14 protein-coding genes are annotated in these 16017 nt (G+C 71.2%); 8 read left to right on the top strand and 6 right to left on the bottom strand.

From position 1 onward, the window contains the following. Positions 1–135 precede the first annotated feature (135 nt). Positions 136–1914 carry a glycerol-3-phosphate dehydrogenase/oxidase gene (locus EDF53_RS01935; protein WP_123291990.1) on the top strand — a complete coding sequence of 593 codons (1779 nt, stop codon included), beginning with the start codon at positions 136–138 and terminating at the stop codon, positions 1912–1914. A gap of 100 nt (positions 1915–2014) precedes the next feature. Here the strand turns inward: EDF53_RS01935 and EDF53_RS01930 are convergent, their stop codons facing one another. Both EDF53_RS01930 and ykgO read right to left on the bottom strand, forming a co-directional pair. After that, positions 2015–2671 carry a histidine phosphatase family protein gene (locus EDF53_RS01930; protein ID WP_123291989.1) on the bottom strand — a complete coding sequence of 219 codons (657 nt, stop codon included), beginning with the start codon at positions 2669–2671 and terminating at the stop codon, positions 2015–2017. Positions 2672–2699: 28 nt separating this feature from the next. Then, positions 2700–2822 carry a type B 50S ribosomal protein L36 gene (ykgO, locus tag EDF53_RS01925; RefSeq protein ID WP_022905672.1) on the bottom strand — a complete coding sequence of 41 codons (123 nt, stop codon included), beginning with the start codon at positions 2820–2822 and terminating at the stop codon, positions 2700–2702. 57 nt (positions 2823–2879) lie between these two features. Here ykgO and EDF53_RS01920 point away from each other — a divergent pair, with 57 nt between their 5' ends. Further along, the gene (locus tag EDF53_RS01920) at positions 2880–3908 is read left to right on the top strand and encodes a GTP-binding protein (RefSeq protein WP_123291988.1); all 1029 of its coding nucleotides are present in this window, start codon (positions 2880–2882) and stop codon (positions 3906–3908) included. Between the two features lie 232 nt (positions 3909–4140). Here the strand turns inward: EDF53_RS01920 and EDF53_RS01915 are convergent, their stop codons facing one another. After that, entirely contained in the window at positions 4141–5673 is a 1533-nt protein-coding gene (locus EDF53_RS01915; protein ID WP_123291987.1) for an MFS transporter, read from the bottom strand. Positions 5674–5883: 210 nt separating this feature from the next. On the opposite strand from EDF53_RS01915, the gene EDF53_RS01910 reads away from it, so the two are divergent. After that, on the top strand, positions 5884–6408 hold the full coding sequence (locus EDF53_RS01910) for a DinB family protein (RefSeq protein ID WP_123291986.1): 525 nt from the start codon (positions 5884–5886) through the stop codon (positions 6406–6408). A 126-nt stretch (positions 6409–6534) separates the two neighbouring features. Here EDF53_RS01910 and EDF53_RS01905 read toward each other — a convergent pair whose 3' ends face one another. Both EDF53_RS01905 and EDF53_RS01900 read right to left on the bottom strand, forming a co-directional pair. Beyond that, the gene (locus EDF53_RS01905) at positions 6535–7497 is read right to left on the bottom strand and encodes a sugar-binding transcriptional regulator (RefSeq protein ID WP_111084401.1); all 963 of its coding nucleotides are present in this window, start codon (positions 7495–7497) and stop codon (positions 6535–6537) included. Between the two features lie 25 nt (positions 7498–7522). Then, a complete protein-coding gene (locus EDF53_RS01900) occupies positions 7523–8395 on the bottom strand; it encodes a GolD/DthD family dehydrogenase (RefSeq protein ID WP_123291985.1) in 873 nt (290 codons plus the stop codon). Positions 8396–8500: 105 nt separating this feature from the next. Between EDF53_RS01900 and EDF53_RS01895 the strand changes: the two genes are divergently transcribed. Genes EDF53_RS01895 through EDF53_RS01880 form a run of 4 tightly spaced genes read left to right on the top strand, consistent with a single transcriptional unit; the run spans position 8501 to position 13208 of the window. After that, the gene (locus EDF53_RS01895; protein WP_123291984.1) at positions 8501–9631 is read left to right on the top strand and encodes a zinc-binding dehydrogenase; all 1131 of its coding nucleotides are present in this window, start codon (positions 8501–8503) and stop codon (positions 9629–9631) included. 27 nt (positions 9632–9658) lie between these two features. Further along, a complete protein-coding gene (locus EDF53_RS01890; RefSeq protein WP_207895492.1) occupies positions 9659–10975 on the top strand; it encodes an MFS transporter in 1317 nt (438 codons plus the stop codon). An 11-nt stretch (positions 10976–10986) separates the two neighbouring features. Beyond that, positions 10987–12729, top strand: a complete 1743-nt coding sequence (locus EDF53_RS01885; protein ID WP_123291983.1) for a dihydroxyacetone kinase family protein — start codon at positions 10987–10989, stop codon at positions 12727–12729. After that, positions 12726–13208: a ribose-5-phosphate isomerase gene (locus tag EDF53_RS01880; protein WP_123291982.1), complete on the top strand. Its 483-nt coding sequence runs from the start codon at positions 12726–12728 to the stop codon at positions 13206–13208. Before EDF53_RS01885 ends, EDF53_RS01880 begins: the two co-directional genes overlap by 4 nt. A gap of 116 nt (positions 13209–13324) precedes the next feature. Here the strand turns inward: EDF53_RS01880 and EDF53_RS01875 are convergent, their stop codons facing one another. Further along, positions 13325–14794 (bottom strand): FGGY-family carbohydrate kinase, encoded by a 1470-nt coding sequence (locus tag EDF53_RS01875; protein ID WP_123292319.1) that lies wholly within the window; start codon positions 14792–14794, stop codon positions 13325–13327. A gap of 139 nt (positions 14795–14933) precedes the next feature. Here EDF53_RS01875 and EDF53_RS01870 point away from each other — a divergent pair, with 139 nt between their 5' ends. Next, positions 14934–16010 (top strand): sigma-E factor regulatory protein RseB domain-containing protein, encoded by a 1077-nt coding sequence (locus EDF53_RS01870; RefSeq protein WP_165918788.1) that lies wholly within the window; start codon positions 14934–14936, stop codon positions 16008–16010. Positions 16011–16017 lie beyond the last annotated feature (7 nt).

The raw sequence follows: 16017 nt of genomic DNA, 5'->3' as shown, positions 1-16017 counted from the left end.
CTGTCGTGCCTCCCGGCCCCCGGATCGGAGCGCACGACACGTGTGCTGCACGTTCGTGCACGCAAGTTGCCCGACCTCCCAAACCGGCGCACGATCGATCCTGACCACGAGAACAGACGAAGGAAGCGACGAACCATGTCGAAGAAGACACAGCCCCGGAACACGGTGACCGCCCTCACCGAGCGCCCGAACGCGCAGGTCCTCGTCGTCGGCGGCGGCATCAACGGCATCGCCACGTTCCGCGACCTCGCGCTGCAGGGCGTCGACGTCGCCCTGGTCGAGCGCGGCGACTACGCCTCCGGTGCGTCCGCCGCGTCGAGCCACATGATCCACGGCGGCATCCGCTACCTCGAGAACGGCGAGTTCCGCCTGGTGCGCGAGAGCGTCCAGGAGCGCAACGGCCTCATCCGCATCGCCCCGCACTACGTCAAGCCGCTGCAGACGACGATGCCGATCTTCTCGACGTTCTCCGGCATCATGAACGCCCCGCTGCGCATGCTGACGCACAAGCAGCGCTCCACCAAGGAGCGCGGCGCGATGCTCATCAAGATCGGCATGACGATCTACGACTCCTTCTCGCGCGACGGCGGCTCCGTCCCGAAGCACGTCTTCCGCACCAAGAAGGCCGCGCTCGAGGACATGCCCGCCCTCAACAAGGACCTGAAGTACACGGGCACCTACTACGACGCGAGCGTGCACGAGCCCGAGCGCCTGGCCCTCGACGTCCTCAAGGACGGCATCGCCGCGGGCACCGGAACCGGCTCCGCCGCGACCGCCCGCGCGACGAACTACGTCGAGGCAGCTGGCACCCGCGACGGCGGCGTGCTGCTGCGCGACCGCGAGACCGGCGAGGAGTTCGTGTTCACCGCCGAGGTCGTCGTCAACGCGTCCGGCCCCTGGACCGACCTGACGAACGAGGCGTTCGGCGGCGAGACGAAGTTCATGGGCGGCACGAAGGGCTCCCACATCGTCGTCCAGAACGACGAGCTGCTCGAGGCCACCAAGGGCCGCGAGCTGTTCTTCGAGAACGACGACGGACGCATTGTCCTCATCTACCCGCTCAAGGGCCGGGTCCTCATCGGCACGACCGACATCGACGCCGACCCCTCGAAGCCGGTCACGACGACCGACGAGGAGATCGACTACTTCTTCGGGCTCGTGAAGCACGTGTTCCCGCAGATCGACGTCACCCGCGACCACATCGTCTACAGCTACTCCGGCATCCGCCCGCTCCCCCGCCACGAGGACACCGCCCCCGGCTTCGTGTCGCGTGACTACCGGATCGTGGACACCCAGATCGCCGGGCTGCCGAAGTCGACCGTGCTGTCGCTCGTCGGCGGCAAGTGGACGACGTTCCGCGCCCTCGCCGCGCACCTGTCGACCGAGGCCACCACGAAGCTCGGGATGACCCGCAAGGTCGACACCACCGGCATGGCGATCGGCGGTGGCAAGGAGTTCCCGACCACCGACGCGCAGCGCGCCCTGTGGATCACCTCGCACCGTGACGGTCTGGACGAGTCCCTGGTCGAAGGCCTGCTGGAGCGCTACGGCACCCGTGCCGCCGAGGTCGTGGACGTCCTGACCGACGGCCCCGTCGAGGCGCTCGAGTCCGACCCGTCGCTCACCCGCGCCGAGGTCGCGTACTTCGCCGAGCACGAGCAGGCCGTCCACCTGGTCGACGTGGTGCTGCGCCGCACGAACCTCGCGTTCGTCGGAGGTGTCACGATCGACCTGCTCGACGAGCTGGCCGACGTGCTCGCCGGGGCGCTCGACTGGACGCCCGAGGAGCGCGCGGACGAGGTCCAGCGCACGCTCGACGTGCTGCGAGAGGCGCACCGCGTGATCGTGCCGCTGACGTCCGCAACGGCACAGGCGTCCGCAACGGCACAGGCGTCGGCGTCGCAGCTCGCGTAGTCGACGCGACCACGAACGGACGGGAGGCCCGGTACCAGCTGGTACCGGGCCTCCCGTCGTTCGTCTGGTCTCGTTCCGTTCGCCCGGTCGCGATCGCGCTTCAGAACCGCTCGCCGGTCGGGTCCAGCGCGGTGCGGTCGATGAGCTGGTCACCACCGATCGGCTCGCCCTCCCAGTCGACCAGGTGCCAGCCGTCGGCGAAGGACCCCTCGAGCTCGACGATGCCGGTGTTCTCCAGGTGGCGCTTGGTGCCGAAGTGGTCAGGGGTGTTGTCGGCGGCCGCGCTCGCCCAGGTACGGATCGCCGCGCCGTGACTCACCGCCGCCGCCACGCCGACGCCGGTGGCCTCGATCTGCCGCACGGCGTCGTCGTACCGCTCGAAGAACTCGAGCCCGCTCTCCGCCCCGGGCATCCGGGTCGTGCGGTCCCCGCCGGACCAGCCGTGCACCGTCGAGATGTACAGCTGCACGGACACCGTGTCGCTCTTGCCCTGGGTGTGCCCGGCCTCGATCTCACGCAGACCGGGCAGCACGACGGGCTCGAGTCCGAGCGACGCCGCCAGGGGTGCCGCGGTGATCTGCGTCCGGACCATGGTGGAGGCGAAGAGCCGCTCGATCCCCCGGTCGGCCAGGGCTGCCGGCAGGGCGTCCGCCTGCTGCTGGCCGAGCTCGGTCAGTCCGGGTCCGGGCACCACGGCGTCGAGGACACCGTTCACGTTCGCGGGGGTCTGGCCGTGGCGGATGAGCAGCAGTCGCATGGATCCACCCTACGGACCACCGCCGACGTCAGCCCTGGCGGGTGTTCCAGCGGGGGTTCTGCTTGTTGATGACGTAGACCCGGCCGCGGCGACGGACGACCTGCGAGCCGGGGATCTTCTTCAGTGCCTTGAGCGAGTTGCGGACCTTCATGGTTCTCCTCCGTCGGCGCTCTCTTGTTGAGAACGATTTTCAGGTAGGGTACCCGACATGCGTGCTGCTGCCATCACCCTCGTCACCGCCCTCCACGAGGCCGACGCCGACCGCGTCGCCGCCCGGATCACCACCGGGCACCGGATGCACGTGGACGGGAGTGCGTTCGCCGCGGCCCGCGCGGTCGCCGAGCGGGCCGACCACCTCGACCGCGCCTGCGGCCCCGACGCCGACCACGGCCTCGTCGTCACGCTGCAGCCCGGCTCCGACGCGCGCGCCGTGGGCATGATGCTCGCGAACGCCGCCCGGAGCGAGACCGGTGACGACCGGGTGCTCCGACACGTGGTCGGGGTACTGCGCGCCGACGACGTCGCACACCTGCTGTGGTCCGACGTCGACGACGCGTTCGTGGCCGCCGACCGGGTGGCGTCCCTCGTCGAGTACGCGACCGTCATCGCGCTCGACCGTCTCGCGCCACTGTCCCTGCGCCGCCGTCGCGCACTGGTCGCACTGCTCCACCGGCTCGCGCCGCAGGCCGTGATCGTGGCGCTGCCCGCACTCCGGACCGCGCGCGACCTGCCCGCGTCGAACGGCGGAGCCGCTCGGGTCCTGGCCTCGGGCGCCGGGTGGATGCGCGCCCTGTCGAGCGGAGCCGACACCGGCCGGGACGCCCGCGACGACCTGGTCGCGATGCGCTACCGGGAGCCGCTGCCGTTCCACCCCGGGCGGCTGGCCACCGTGATCGAGCGGGACCTGGCCGCCGGGACCTCGGGCCGGGTGCTCCGCTCGAAGGGGTTCTTCCGGCTGGCGTCACGCCCGGACCACGTCGGCTCGTGGTCGAGCTTCGGGGCGATGCTCGCGCTCGACCCCACCGCGAACCCGTCGTGGGACGCCGACGCCCCGATCGGGCAGGCGCTGTGGTTCGTCGGCGAGCGGCTCGACGTGCGGGCGATCGAACGGGCCCTCGACGGGGCGCTGCTCACGCCGCCGGAGCTGCTGGCCGGGCCGGATCTGTGGCGCGGGTGGGCGGACCCGTTCCCCGTGTGGCCGGCGGTGGACCCAGCGTCGGAGCACCGGCACGAGTGAGGCGAGTGCGCGCGGGTGCGTGCGTGCGCATCTTCCGACAGGACACGAGTCGATCGACGCGTGGATCGTCGCAGCATGTGCACGCATCCGGTGCGTGCGCATCTTCCGACAGAACACGAGTCGATCGACGCGTGGAACGTCGCAGCATGCGCACGCACAGACGGGAGGCGCGGTGCAGGTCGGACCTGCACCGCGCCTCCCGCCCGTGGTCGCGTCGCGAGCGCCCCCAGCGTCAGCGCGCCGGCACGGCCTCGGCCTCGGCGGCGTCGCCCGCGGCCCGGGCGGCAGCGTCCTGCGCGGCGAACGGCAGGTCCCCCAGATCCAGGTTCGGGTTCGTGTCCTGCGTGAGCACGAGCTCCTTCGCCTCAGCCTCGGTCTCCACCGCCGGCATCGAACCCGGCAGCGGACGGCGCGAGGACTCCTTCATGCAGAAGACACCGATCGCACCGACGACGCTCATCGCCATCAGGAAGTAGGCCGGAGCGAGCTCGTCCCCGGTCACGGTCAGCAGCGCCTGCACGATCAGGGGCGTGGTCCCACCGAAGACCGCGATGGCGATGTTGTAGGCGAAGCCCATGCCGCCGTACCGCGTCGAGGTCGGGAACAGCGCCGGCAGCGACGCCGCCTGGTTCGACACCCACAGCGCGGTCATCAGTGCGAGCAGCCCGAGCCCGGCCAGCGTGGACCACTGCGCACCGTGCCCGATCAGCATGAACGCCGGCACGACGAGCACCACGGTCGTCGCGGCACCGATCCACATCACGACGCGTCGACCGAGCTTGTCGGACAGCTTGCCGGTGAGCGGGAGCATGACCGCCAGCAGCAGGAGCACCGGGATCGTCAGCAGTGTGCCGTCGAGCGGCGAGTACCCGAGCGAGTCGGTCAGGTAGGTCGGCATGTACGAGGTCAGGGCGTACCCGACGGTGTTCGACGCCGCTACGAGCATGATCGCGATGACGATCGGCCGCCAGTGGTCTCGGACCATCACGAGCACGTTCGCGGGACGCTCTCCGTCGAAGGACGCGCGGGTCTCGGACGCGGCCTCCTGCGCGGCCTGGGTCGCCTGGAACACCGGCGACTCCTCGATGCGCAGACGGAACCAGATCGCGACGACGCCGATCACACCGGCCGCCAGGAACGGGAAGCGCCAGCCGTAGGCGACCATCGCGTCCTCGCCGAGGGTGATCTGCAGCACCGAGACCACGGTCGCGCCGAGCGCGAAGCCCAGGTAGCTGCCGAAGTCCAGGATGCTCGCGAAGAACCCGCGGCGACGGTCCGGGGCGTACTCGGTCACGAAGGTCGTCGCACCGGCGTACTCACCGCCGGTGGAGAACCCCTGCGCCAGCTTCAGCACGACCAGCACGATCGGTGCGAACACCCCGATCGTCGCGTAGGCGGGCAGCGCTCCGATGAGGAACGTCGACGCCGCCATCATGATGAGCGTCGTCGCGAGCACCTTCTGGCGCCCGATGCGGTCGCCGAGACGGCCGAAGACGATGCCGCCGAGCGGACGGGCGATGTACGTCGCAGCGAAGACACCGAGGCTGAACAGGATCTGCACGGCGGGCTCGGCGGTCGGCAGGAAGACCTTCCCCATCGTGACCGCCAGGTAGCCGTAGACGCCGACGTCGTACCACTCCATCGTGTTGCCGACGACCATGCCGCTCACCGCGCGGCGCATCATGCTCTTGTCGACCACGGTGACGTCGCTCTCGCGCAGACGTCGGTGCGGCCGGGTCGGGGTATGGCAGGGATCGGAGCCCATGTCTCTCCTCGAGGATCGTGACGAGCCGGCAGGGACCGGCTCGGGCCGGTGGAGACCGGCTCAGGAACAGCGAGCGACGTTACCGAGCGACCGAAATGTCATTGGCCGGTGATTCCCAGGCAGCGGCGTGTCACCCGAACGGGGGGAGGGCCCGATCCGCATGCGCCTGCGGATCCGGAAGGCTGAGTAACGAGGACATAACATCGGCGCATGGCGATCGAACCCGAGACGAAGAGCTGGACCTGGGTCATCGAGGGCACCTGCCCCGAGTGCGGCTACGACGGCACCACGGTGTCGATCCGCGACGTGCCGGGGATCATCGACGCGAACACGACCGCGTGGCCGACCGAACTCGGCCGGGATGACGTGCGCGAGCGTCCCGACGACCACACCTGGTCGGCACTCGAGTACGGCGCCCACGTGCGCGACGTGCACCGGAAGATGACCGAGCGGCTCGCCCTGATGCTCGCCGAGGACGCCCCGACGTTCCCGAACTGGGACCAGGACGCCACCGCGGTCCAGGACCAGTACGGCGAGCAGGACCCGGCCGTCGTCGTCCGGGAGCTCGGCGAGGCCGCACACCGGGCAGCGCGGGCGTTCGACGAGGTCCGTGACGACCAGCTCGAGCGCACGGGGCTGCGGTCGGACGGCAGCGCCTTCACCGTCGCGAGCCTCGCGACGTACTACGCGCACGACCCCGTCCACCACCTGTGGGACGTGCGGCGCACGCACTAGGTTCGGGCGTACCTGCCCGAATCGGGCGTACCTGCCACGAAGAAACGACCAGGTATGCCCGAAAGCGCCTTCCATCGCGCCCGTTCTGGGAAGGAACGCGCACCTGCCAGGCGCCGAGCAGACCGCTCAGGCGAGCGCGTCGAGCAGGGCGCGGGCCGTCGCGGCGTCCGACACCAGCTCGTTGACGAGCCCCCCGCGCACCGCGCCGACGATGCTGCCGACCTTGGCACTGCCGACGGCGACGCCGACGGCGTGCGGCACACCGGACAGGACCTCGCGCGAGGTCCGGACCATCCGGTCGCTGCCGGGGAACTCGATGGGCGAACCGTCCGCGGCGTAGAAGTTGAGGCAGACGTCACCAGCAGCGTGGTCGAACGCGGCGTCCTCGACGGGGACGCCCCGCGCCAGGGCGTCGCGCGTCGGGGTCGGCGCCCCGATGCCGAGGATCGCGCCCTTCGCCCGGCCCCAGAGCCCGACGACGTGCTGGAAGGCCGGGTCCTCGTCGAGCGAGGACCGCATCGCGGGCGACGGCAGCGCCTGCGCGAACAGGAAGGCGGGGATCGCTCCGGAGTGCTCCGCAGCGGTCCGGGTGATCTCGTTCGTCTGGAACCACGGCATCGGGTCGGCCTGGCCGCCCACCGTCGGGACGAGCTGCACGCCGGGCAGGCTCGGCATGCCGGCGTGTGCAACGTCGTACACCGTGCGGCCCGACGACATCAGGACGGCGTCACCCGGGACGAGTCCCATGCCCTCGACCGCAGCGGCCAGGGGCGCGGCGAGGTCGGCGCCGAGCGTGGCGGTGTGCGTGACGGCGGCCAGGTGCACCGCTCGGATGCCGAGCACGACCTGCAGCCGTTCGGCGAGCGCGACGGTTTCGTCCTGGAACGGGTCGACGACCTCGATGCGGACGAGTCCGGCCTTGCGCGCCTCGGCCACGAGCCGCGACACCGTCGGACGCGAGACACCGAGGCGCGAGGCGATCTCGACCTGGGTGGCGTCCTCGAGGTAGTACATCCGCGCCGCCTGGTACACGGTGTCGAGCGGGAACCGGGTCCGGGCACCCTCGGCGGCAGGGTTCTCGGCGGACATGCGCCGATCGTATCCCCGGCACACCTCAGCGGATCGTGAACCCGCCGTCCACCCGGAGGTCGGCGCCGTTCACCATCGCGCTCGACTCCCCCGCCAGGAACAGCACCGCGGCGGCGATCTCGTCGGGGGTGGCGAAGCGGCCGGTGGGGATCTCGTCCTGGTGCCGGATGCCGTTCTCGTTCGCCCACGCGGCACGGCCGAGGTCGGTGAGGACGACGGTCGGCGACACGGTGTTGACGGTGACGCCGCGACCGCCCCACTCGAGCGCGAGCACACGGGTGAGTCCGATGACGCCCGCCTTCGAGGCGCAGTAGGCGGCGTGCCCATCGATGCCGACGTGCGCGGCCTGCGAGGCGATGTTCACCACGCGCCCGTACCCGGCAGCGAGCATGTGCCGACCGACGGCCTGGGCGACGCGGAAGGTGCCGGTCAGGTTGACGTCGATCGTCCTCGACCAGGTCTCGGCGGACAGTTCGTCCGCCGGAGCGAGTGCGGCGATCCCGGCGCAGTTGACGAGCACGTCGACGCGACCGAAGTGCGCGACGACGTCGGCGACGGTGCGCGCCACGGACGTCTCGTCCGTCACGTCGCAGCCGAACCCAGCATGGAGGCCCGCGGCCGCGGCCGGCGCATCGGTCGCAGCCGGCAGGTCGGCCGCGGCCGGTGCATCGGCGGCGGCCGGCAGGTCGGCCGCCGCCGTCGTTGCGCCGTCCGCACGGACGTCGACGATCGCGACCCGCGCACCCCGCGCGGCGAGTGCCCGGGCGATGGCGTGCCCGATGCCCGAGGCGCCTCCGGTCACCACTGCGGTGCGGCCGGTGAAGTCGTTCGTCAGGTCGACGGTGTCCGGGCCCGGGCGCAGGGCTGCGGCGAAGTCGGTGGTGGTGCTGGTCGTCATGTTCGCTCCTTTGCGTCGGATCGAACCTAGCAGAAATTGTGTTCTGGACAAACGTTCTGCGAGGTGTACAGTCGTCGCCGAAGCCATCCAACGAAGGAGCAGCGCATGTCGACGACGACCGAGAACGCGGCCACGACCGCCACCACGACCATCCCCACGACGATGCGAGCCGTCGTCGTCCACGGCCCGGGCGACTACCGGCTCGAGGAACGCCCCGTGCCGACGCCTGGCCCCGGCGAGCTCCTGCTCCGCACCGACGCCGTCGGCATCTGCGCGAGCGACCTGAAGTGCTACCACGGCGCCGCGAAGTTCTGGGGTGACGAGAACCGCGCCGCCTGGGCCGAGACGGACCGCATCCCCGGGCACGAGTTCGTCGGCACGATCGTCTCCGGCGACGACGACACCCTGGCGAAGCGGAAGGTCTCGCTCGGGGACCGCATCGCGTGCGAGCAGATCGTGCCGTGCTGGGAGTGCCGCTACTGCCTCGAAGGCGCGTACTGGATGTGCAACGTCCACGACATGTTCGGCTTCAAGGGCTACGACGGCGCGATGGCCGAGTACGTCCTCGTCCCCGCCAAGGCCCTGACCCACCCGGTGTCGAGCGCCCTGCCCGGTCAGGTCGCCGCCTTCGCCGAGCCGCTGTCCTGCGCGTTCCACGCCGTCGAGCGGGGCGACATCAAGTTCGGCGACACCGTCGTGATCGCCGGCGCCGGACCGATCGGCCTCTCCGCGATCGCTGGTGCTCGACAGAAGAACCCGCTCCGGATCATCGCCCTCGACGTGGTCGAGGCGAAGCTCGAGCTAGCCCGCAAGGTCGGCGCGGACCTGACGATCAACATCGCCGAGGACGACGCCGTCGCCCGGGTCAAGGAACTGACCGACGGCTACGGCGCCGACGTCTACATCGAGGCGACCGGCCACCCGTCGGCGGTGCCCCAGGGCCTCAACCTGCTGCGCAAGCTCGGCACCTTCGTCGAGTACTCGGTGTTCAAGGACGCCGTCTCCGTCGACTGGTCGATCATCTCGGACGACAAGGAGCTCGACGTCCGGGGTGCCCACCTCGGCCCGCACACCTGGCCGGCGGCGATCAAGCTGCTCGAGGCCGAGACCCTGCCGATGTCGGAGATCTGCACGCACCAGTTCCCGCTCGAGCGGTTCCAAGAGGCCCTCGACCTGGTCGGCGACTCCGCCGGCGCGAGCGTCAAGGTCTCGATCCTCCCGTCCCTGCGGGCCTGAGCCCGCCGACCCCTGGAGTCAGCAAGCATGTCAACGACGACACAGCGCGCCACCGGTGCGCCCACGACCCCTCGCGCCGAGGGCCGCCTCGACCGGATGGGGATCCCCCGCCCGCTCGCCCTCGGGTTCGTCGCCGTCCTGGTCTTCATGACCGGGAACGGCGTCGAGTCGAACTTCATCACCCCGCACATGGTCGCGGTCCTCGGCAGTCCCGAGGCCACCGTCGCGACGATCGTGACCTTCTACAGCCTCGCCGCCCTGATCGGCAGCTACGTCTCCGGCGCCCTTTCCGACCTGATCGGGCCGCGCCGGGTGATGATCCTCGGGTTCGCCGTCTGGGTCGTCTTCGAGGTGCTCTTCCTGCTCGCGCTGAACATCGGCAGCGTGCCGTTCGCGGCCGTCGCCTACGCCGTCCGGGGCTTCGGCTACCCGCTCTTCGCCTTCGCGTTCCTGGTCTGGGTGAACATCACCACCCCGGTGGAGCGGAACGGTTCGGCGGTCGGCTGGTTCTACGTCGCCTTCACGGGTGGCCTGCCGACGCTCGGTTCCCTCTTCGCGATCGGCGCCATCCCGGTGTTCGGCGGCGGCACGATCGGTGAGACCGGCGCGATGGTCGCCTCGATCGGCCTGGTCGTGATCGGCTTCCTCATCATGCTGTTCGGCGTGCGGCTGCCGAACGGGTTCTCCCGCATCGCCCCGGCCGGAGAGAGCGCCTGGCAGGTGCTGACGAGCGGCATCCGCCTGACCGTCACCCGGCCGAAGATCCTGATGGGCTTCCTGGTCCGCCTGATCAACACCGCGCCCGAGTTCGGCATGTTCGTCGTCCTGCCCGCCGTGATCGCGAACGAGCGCGGGTGGGGCCAGAGCCGTTGGCTGCTCATGACCGTGTGCGTCTACGCGACGAACATCCTGGTGAACGCGCTGTTCGGCTGGGTCGGCGACAAGATCGGCTGGCAGCGCACCGTCAAGTGGTTCGGCATCGTCGGGTCCGCCCTCGGCCTCATCGCCTGGTGGTACGTCCCGCAGCTCGTCCCCGCCGGCTCGGACTGGGGCTACGTGCTCTCCGTCGTCGCCGGTTGCGTGTTCGGGTGCCTGCTCGCCGGCTTCGTGCCGATGGGCGCGATCATGCCGGCGCTCGCCCCCGAGCACAAGGGCGCCGCGATGGCGATGTACACGACAGCGGCCGGTGGCGCGGCGTTCCTCGGCACCGGTGTGGTCGCCGCGGTCTTCGCGCTCGGCGGTGGCGGTCAGGCCGCGACCTGGACGTTCGTCGGCCTGTACGCCTGCGCGTTCGTGATGATCCACTTCCTCAAGGTGCCGCAGGGCACCCGCACCTCCCACTGAAGGACTCCAGCATGACCACGATCCACGACGCTCCCGACGAGTTCGCCGAGGACCAGCTCGCCGGCTGGCTCGCGCTCTACGCCGACCGCGTCCGCGGCGTCCACGGCGGCGTCGTCACCCTGCCCACCGACGGCGCCGACCCCCAGGTCGCGGTGGTCGTCGGCGGCGGCTCCGGCCACTACCCCGCGTTCTGCGGGATCGTCGGCCCGGGGTTCGCCACCGGCGCCGTCGTCGGCAACGTCTTCACCTCGCCGTCCACCGCGCAGGTGTACTCGGTCGCCAAGGCGGCCGACCAGGGGAAGGGCGTCGTGCTGTCGTTCGGCAACTACGCCGGTGACACGATGAACTTCGGGCTCGCCGCCGAGCGGCTGCGTGCCGAGGGCATCGACACCCGGATCGTCGTGGTCACGGACGACATCGCGAGCGCCGACGAGGAGTCGAAGCGCCGTGGCATCGCCGGGGACTTCTCGGTCTTCAAGGCGATGGGTGCCGCGGCCGCCGCGGGCGCGGACCTCGACGAGGTCGAGCGCCTCGGCAACGCATCGAACGCCGCCACCCGCACGATCGGTGTCGCGTTCTCCGGGTGCACCATGCCCGGCGCCACCGAGCCGCTCTTCACCGTGCCCGACGGCCACCTCGGACTCGGGCTCGGCATCCACGGTGAACCCGGCATCGAGGACGTCCCACTGCTCCGCGCGACCGACCTCGCGGCGCTGCTCGTCGAACGGCTGCTCGCCGACCGACCGGCGAACGCGGGTACCCGGGTCGCCCCGATCCTCAACGGCCTCGGCGACACGAAGTACGAGGAACTGTTCCTGCTCTGGGGACGCGTCCTCCCGCTGCTGCAGGACGCCGGCCTCGAGATCGTCGAACCCGAGGTCGGCGAGCTCGTCACGAGCCTCGACATGGGCGGCTGTTCGCTGACCCTGCAGTGGCTCGACGACGAACTCGACCCCCTGTGGCGCGCCGACACCTACACGCCCGCGTACCGCAAGGCGGCCGCGCCGATCGCAGCGTTGCTGCCGGCCGACGCCGTGGACGACGCCGAGGACGAGGCGACGGCCGTGCCGGACGCGAGTGATGCCTCCCGGCAGGCCGCGCAGACGGCACGCGACGCGATCGAGGCGATCGACGCGCTCCTGCGGGAGCACGAGGAGGAGCTCGGCCGCATCGACGCCGTCGCCGGCGACGGCGACCACGGACGCGGCATGGTCAAGGGGATCGGCGCGGCTCGGAAGGCGGTCGACCGGGTCGGCCAGGAGGCAGGGGTCGCCTTCGTCCTCGGACGCGCCGGTGACGCGTGGGCCGAGTTCGCGGGCGGCACCTCGGGAGTCCTGTGGGGTGCGGCACTCGAGGCCTTCGGACGGTCGCTGCGCGACGACCGCTCCGCGTACGAGGCGTCCGACGTCGTGGATGCCGCGCAGGCCTTCGCCGACTCGATCGTCCACCTGGGCGGGGCGTCCCGCGGGGACAAGACGCTGCTCGACGCACTGCTGCCGTTCGTGGATGCGCTGCGGACCTCGGTGTCGGCTGGCTCCTCGCTCACCGACGCGTGGCAGGCTGCAGCGGAAGTCGCTCGTGACGAGGCCGACAAGACCGCCGACCTCACGCCGAAGGTCGGGCGTGCCCGGCCGCTGGCGGAGAAGAGCCTGGGGACACCCGACGCGGGTGCCACCTCGATGGGGATGATCCTCACGCGGGTCGGCGAGGTCCTCGCTGCCCGTGCGAACGAACTGGAAGGAACACACGCATGACGTACCGTCTCGTGATCGGCTCGGACGATGCCGGGTTCGACTACAAGGAGATCATCAAGCAGGACCTGCAGGCCGACCCGCGGGTGGCGTCGGTCGTCGATGTCGGCGTGGACGCGGACGGGCACACCGCGTACCCGCACGTGGCGGTCGACGCAGCGCGACTCGTCGCGTCGGGTGAAGCGGACCGCGCGATCCTGATCTGCGGCACCGGACTCGGTGTGGCGATCGCGGCGAACAAGGTCCCGGGCATCCGTGCCGTCACCGCGCACGACTCGTTCAGCGTCGAGCGTTCGGTCCTGTCGAACGACGCCCAGGTCCTCTGCATGGGCCAGCGGGTCGTCGGCGTCGAGGTCGCACGCCGGATGGCGAAGGAGTGGTTGGGCTACACCTTCGACCAGTCGAGCGCGAGCGCCTCGAAGGTCCAGGCCATCTGCGAGTACGACGGCAGCGCGCCCGCCGGCGTCGACGCCCAGTCGTAGGCGCGGCGGCGTAGGCGCGGCGCGGCGCGCAACCGTTCTGCACAACCAAAGTGAGCCCGAACCACGTGATCGTGTGGTTCGGGCTCACTTTGGTTGTGCGCGCCGCGGTCGCCACCTCAGCTGCGCGCGGCCAAGCGGTGCACGACGGCCTTCGTCGCCGCGTAGAGCTCGCGGTAGTCGCGGTACCCGGGCTCGTAGGCCGCCGTCGCGACGGGGTCGGGCTCGATGACGGTGGCCGGCGGGTTCCACTGCCGGATGTCGACGTCGGCCACGAGCGCTGCCGCCAAGAACGCCGACCCGTACGACGCTCCCACGGTCACCGACGGCACCGTCTGCCGCAGCCCGGTGACGTCCGACACGATCGTCGGCCAGAGCCGTCCGAGCAACCCGCCGCCCGCCCCCACGAGCTCGCGGACCTCGACCCCGGCCGCACGCAGCACCTCGATGTTGTGCCGGACCGCGTAGGCCGTCGCCTCGAGCGTCGCCCGGTAGATGTCCCCACGCGTGTGCCGCACCGTCAGCCCGGCGATCACCCCGCGCGCGTCCGGATCGGCGATGGGCGTCCGCTCACCCGCGAAGTACGGCAGCATCAGCAGCCCGTTCGCGCCGATCCCGGCGCACCGTGCCTCTTCGAGCATCGTCGGCCACTCGCCGTCGACCAGCCGACGCAGCCAGTCGGTGATCGCCCCGGAGGTCGCCATCCCACCCGACACGCTCGGCTGTCCCGGGTGCGTCCCGACCGTCGTCCACATGCCCGGCACCGGCGTCGGCTCGGCGGTCGGCGCGATCATGAACATCGTGGTGCCGTACTGCAGGAACATCCGGCCCGGCACGGACTCCCCGACGCTCACGCCCTCCGCCCATGCGTCGATGGTGCCGGCCGTCACGGGGATACCGACCGGGAGGCCCGTGGCCGCGGCCGCCTCGCGCGTCACCACGCCCGCCTGGTCGCCGGACCACAGCAGCCGCGGCAGGGGCAGGCCGGGCGCGAGCTGCTCGCACCACTCGGTGATCCAGGTGTTCTCGTGGACGTCGTAGAGCGGGGTGGTCTGGCTGGCCGAGTGGTGGTCGAGGACGTACTCCCCCGTCAGCAGCTCCACCACGCGGGACGCCGGCATCGTGAACCGGACCGCCCGTTCCCAGACGTCGGGCTCGTGCCGGGCGACCCACGCGAGCTTCGCGCCGGCGGCCTGGGTGCTCAGCGCAGAGCCACACCGGGCGCGGATCGTGTCCTCGCCCCCGAGCTCGGCCGTGACCTCGTCGAGCAGGTCGGCCGTCCGGGTGTCGATGCCGTACAGGACCGCCGGGCGCAGCGGATCACCCGCGTCGTCGGTCAGCAGGACGCAGGGGCCGATGCCGCTCACGCCCACGGCCTGCACGTCGGCATCGGGGACGAGCGCGAGGAGCTCGTGCGTCAACGTCGTGAACTCGTCCCACCACACGGCCGCGTCCATCTCGACCAGTCCCTGGGCAGGACGGTCGACGTCGTGCCGACGGCTCACCTCGGCGATCACGGTGCCGTCGAACCGGGCCAGCAGCGCCTTCGTGCTCGACGTCCCGATGTCCAGACCGAGCACCGCCCGCATGCCGCCTCCTTCGCCGCCACGCGACCGCCGTCGGTCGCGTCCCGAGTCTACGAACGATCGCGATCCGTCGACGCCCAGCGTCCTGTCGGGGGCCGGACGTACCGTACTCACGACTCCGATGCTCCACGAGGGGAACCCGATGAAGAAGTCAGCCTGGCTGCCAGCAGTCATCGCGCCGGTGGTCGTCGCCGGCGCCGTCGCCGCCCCGATGATCGCGAACGCGGCGAACGACCCGATCGCGGGGACGAACCCGACCGCGGCCGACGTCATCGCCAGCATCGCGAAGTCCTCGGACGCGCAGTACTCCGGCAAGCTCTCGCAGTCGAGCGACCTCGGGCTCCCCGAACTGCCGACCGGTTCCGGCGGCTCCTCGCTCGAGGGCGACGCCTCGGACGTGCTCGGGCTGCTCACCTCGTCGCACACCGCCCGCGTGTACGTCGACGGCGCCGACAAGCAGCGCGTGCAGTTGACGCAGCAGCTCGCCGAGCAGGACGTGGTCCGCAACGGGTCCGAGGTCTGGACCTGGGACTCGAAGGAGCGCACGGCCACGCACGTGACCCTGCCCTCCGACACCGCGAAGGACCTGCAGGACGGCGCCACCACGCCGACCGACATCGCCGAGCAGGCCATCGACGCCATCACCCCCAGCACCACGGTCTCGAAGCCGACCGAGGTCAGCGTCGCGGGTCACGACGCCTGGCAGATCACGCTGACGCCGAAGTCCTCCGACACCCTGGTCGGCACCGTCCGACTGGCGGTCGACCAGCAGACCGGGCTCCCGCTGCGCGCGACGATCCAGGCCGCCGGGCAGGACGACCCCGCGGTGCAGGTCGGGTTCACGAGCCTCGACTACGGCGCCCCGGCCGCACGGCTCTTCGACTTCACTCCCCCGTCGAACGCGAAGGTCACCGAGAAGGACCTGTCCGACGCCGAGCACGGTGCGCACGCGAAGGGCGACCACGCCCGCGGTGCGCACGACGGTGACGAGCCGACCTTCACGGGCGAGGGCTGGGGCACGATCGCCGAGCTCCCCGCCGGCACGGTGGACCAGTCGTCCCTCGGCGACGAGGCATCGGGCCTGCTCGGCCAGCTCACGAAGGCCGTCGACGGCGGCCGTGCCGTCCAGACCTCGCTCGTGTCGGTCTACCTGACCGACGACGGCCGGGTCCTCGCCGGCGCCGTGCCGGTGTCGTCGCTGGTCGCCGCCGCGAAGTGAGCACACC

The sequence above is a fragment of the Curtobacterium sp. PhB78 genome (assembly GCF_003751685.1).
Lineage (GTDB): Bacteria > Actinomycetota > Actinomycetes > Actinomycetales > Microbacteriaceae > Curtobacterium.
The sequence above is the reverse complement of the archived record's forward strand: the minus strand, read 5'-3'. Positions and strand labels throughout refer to the sequence as shown.

Coding starts and splice junctions, on each gene's coding strand:
- EDF53_RS01910 (WP_123291986.1), top strand. CDS start 5,884: ATGGCGATCGAACCCGAGACGAAGAGCTGGACCTGGGTCATCGAGGGC.
- ykgO (WP_022905672.1), bottom strand. CDS start 2,822: ATGAAGGTCCGCAACTCGCTCAAGGCACTGAAGAAGATCCCCGGCTCG.
- EDF53_RS01890 (WP_207895492.1), top strand. CDS start 9,659: ATGTCAACGACGACACAGCGCGCCACCGGTGCGCCCACGACCCCTCGC.
- EDF53_RS01875 (WP_123292319.1), bottom strand. CDS start 14,794: ATGCGGGCGGTGCTCGGTCTGGACATCGGGACGTCGAGCACGAAGGCG.
- EDF53_RS01895 (WP_123291984.1), top strand. CDS start 8,501: ATGTCGACGACGACCGAGAACGCGGCCACGACCGCCACCACGACCATC.
- EDF53_RS01930 (WP_123291989.1), bottom strand. CDS start 2,671: ATGCGACTGCTGCTCATCCGCCACGGCCAGACCCCCGCGAACGTGAAC.
- EDF53_RS01885 (WP_123291983.1), top strand. CDS start 10,987: ATGACCACGATCCACGACGCTCCCGACGAGTTCGCCGAGGACCAGCTC.
- EDF53_RS01915 (WP_123291987.1), bottom strand. CDS start 5,673: ATGGGCTCCGATCCCTGCCATACCCCGACCCGGCCGCACCGACGTCTG.
- EDF53_RS01900 (WP_123291985.1), bottom strand. CDS start 8,395: ATGACGACCAGCACCACCACCGACTTCGCCGCAGCCCTGCGCCCGGGC.
- EDF53_RS01920 (WP_123291988.1), top strand. CDS start 2,880: ATGCGTGCTGCTGCCATCACCCTCGTCACCGCCCTCCACGAGGCCGAC.
- EDF53_RS01870 (WP_165918788.1), top strand. CDS start 14,934: ATGAAGAAGTCAGCCTGGCTGCCAGCAGTCATCGCGCCGGTGGTCGTC.
- EDF53_RS01880 (WP_123291982.1), top strand. CDS start 12,726: ATGACGTACCGTCTCGTGATCGGCTCGGACGATGCCGGGTTCGACTAC.
- EDF53_RS01905 (WP_111084401.1), bottom strand. CDS start 7,497: ATGTCCGCCGAGAACCCTGCCGCCGAGGGTGCCCGGACCCGGTTCCCG.
- EDF53_RS01935 (WP_123291990.1), top strand. CDS start 136: ATGTCGAAGAAGACACAGCCCCGGAACACGGTGACCGCCCTCACCGAG.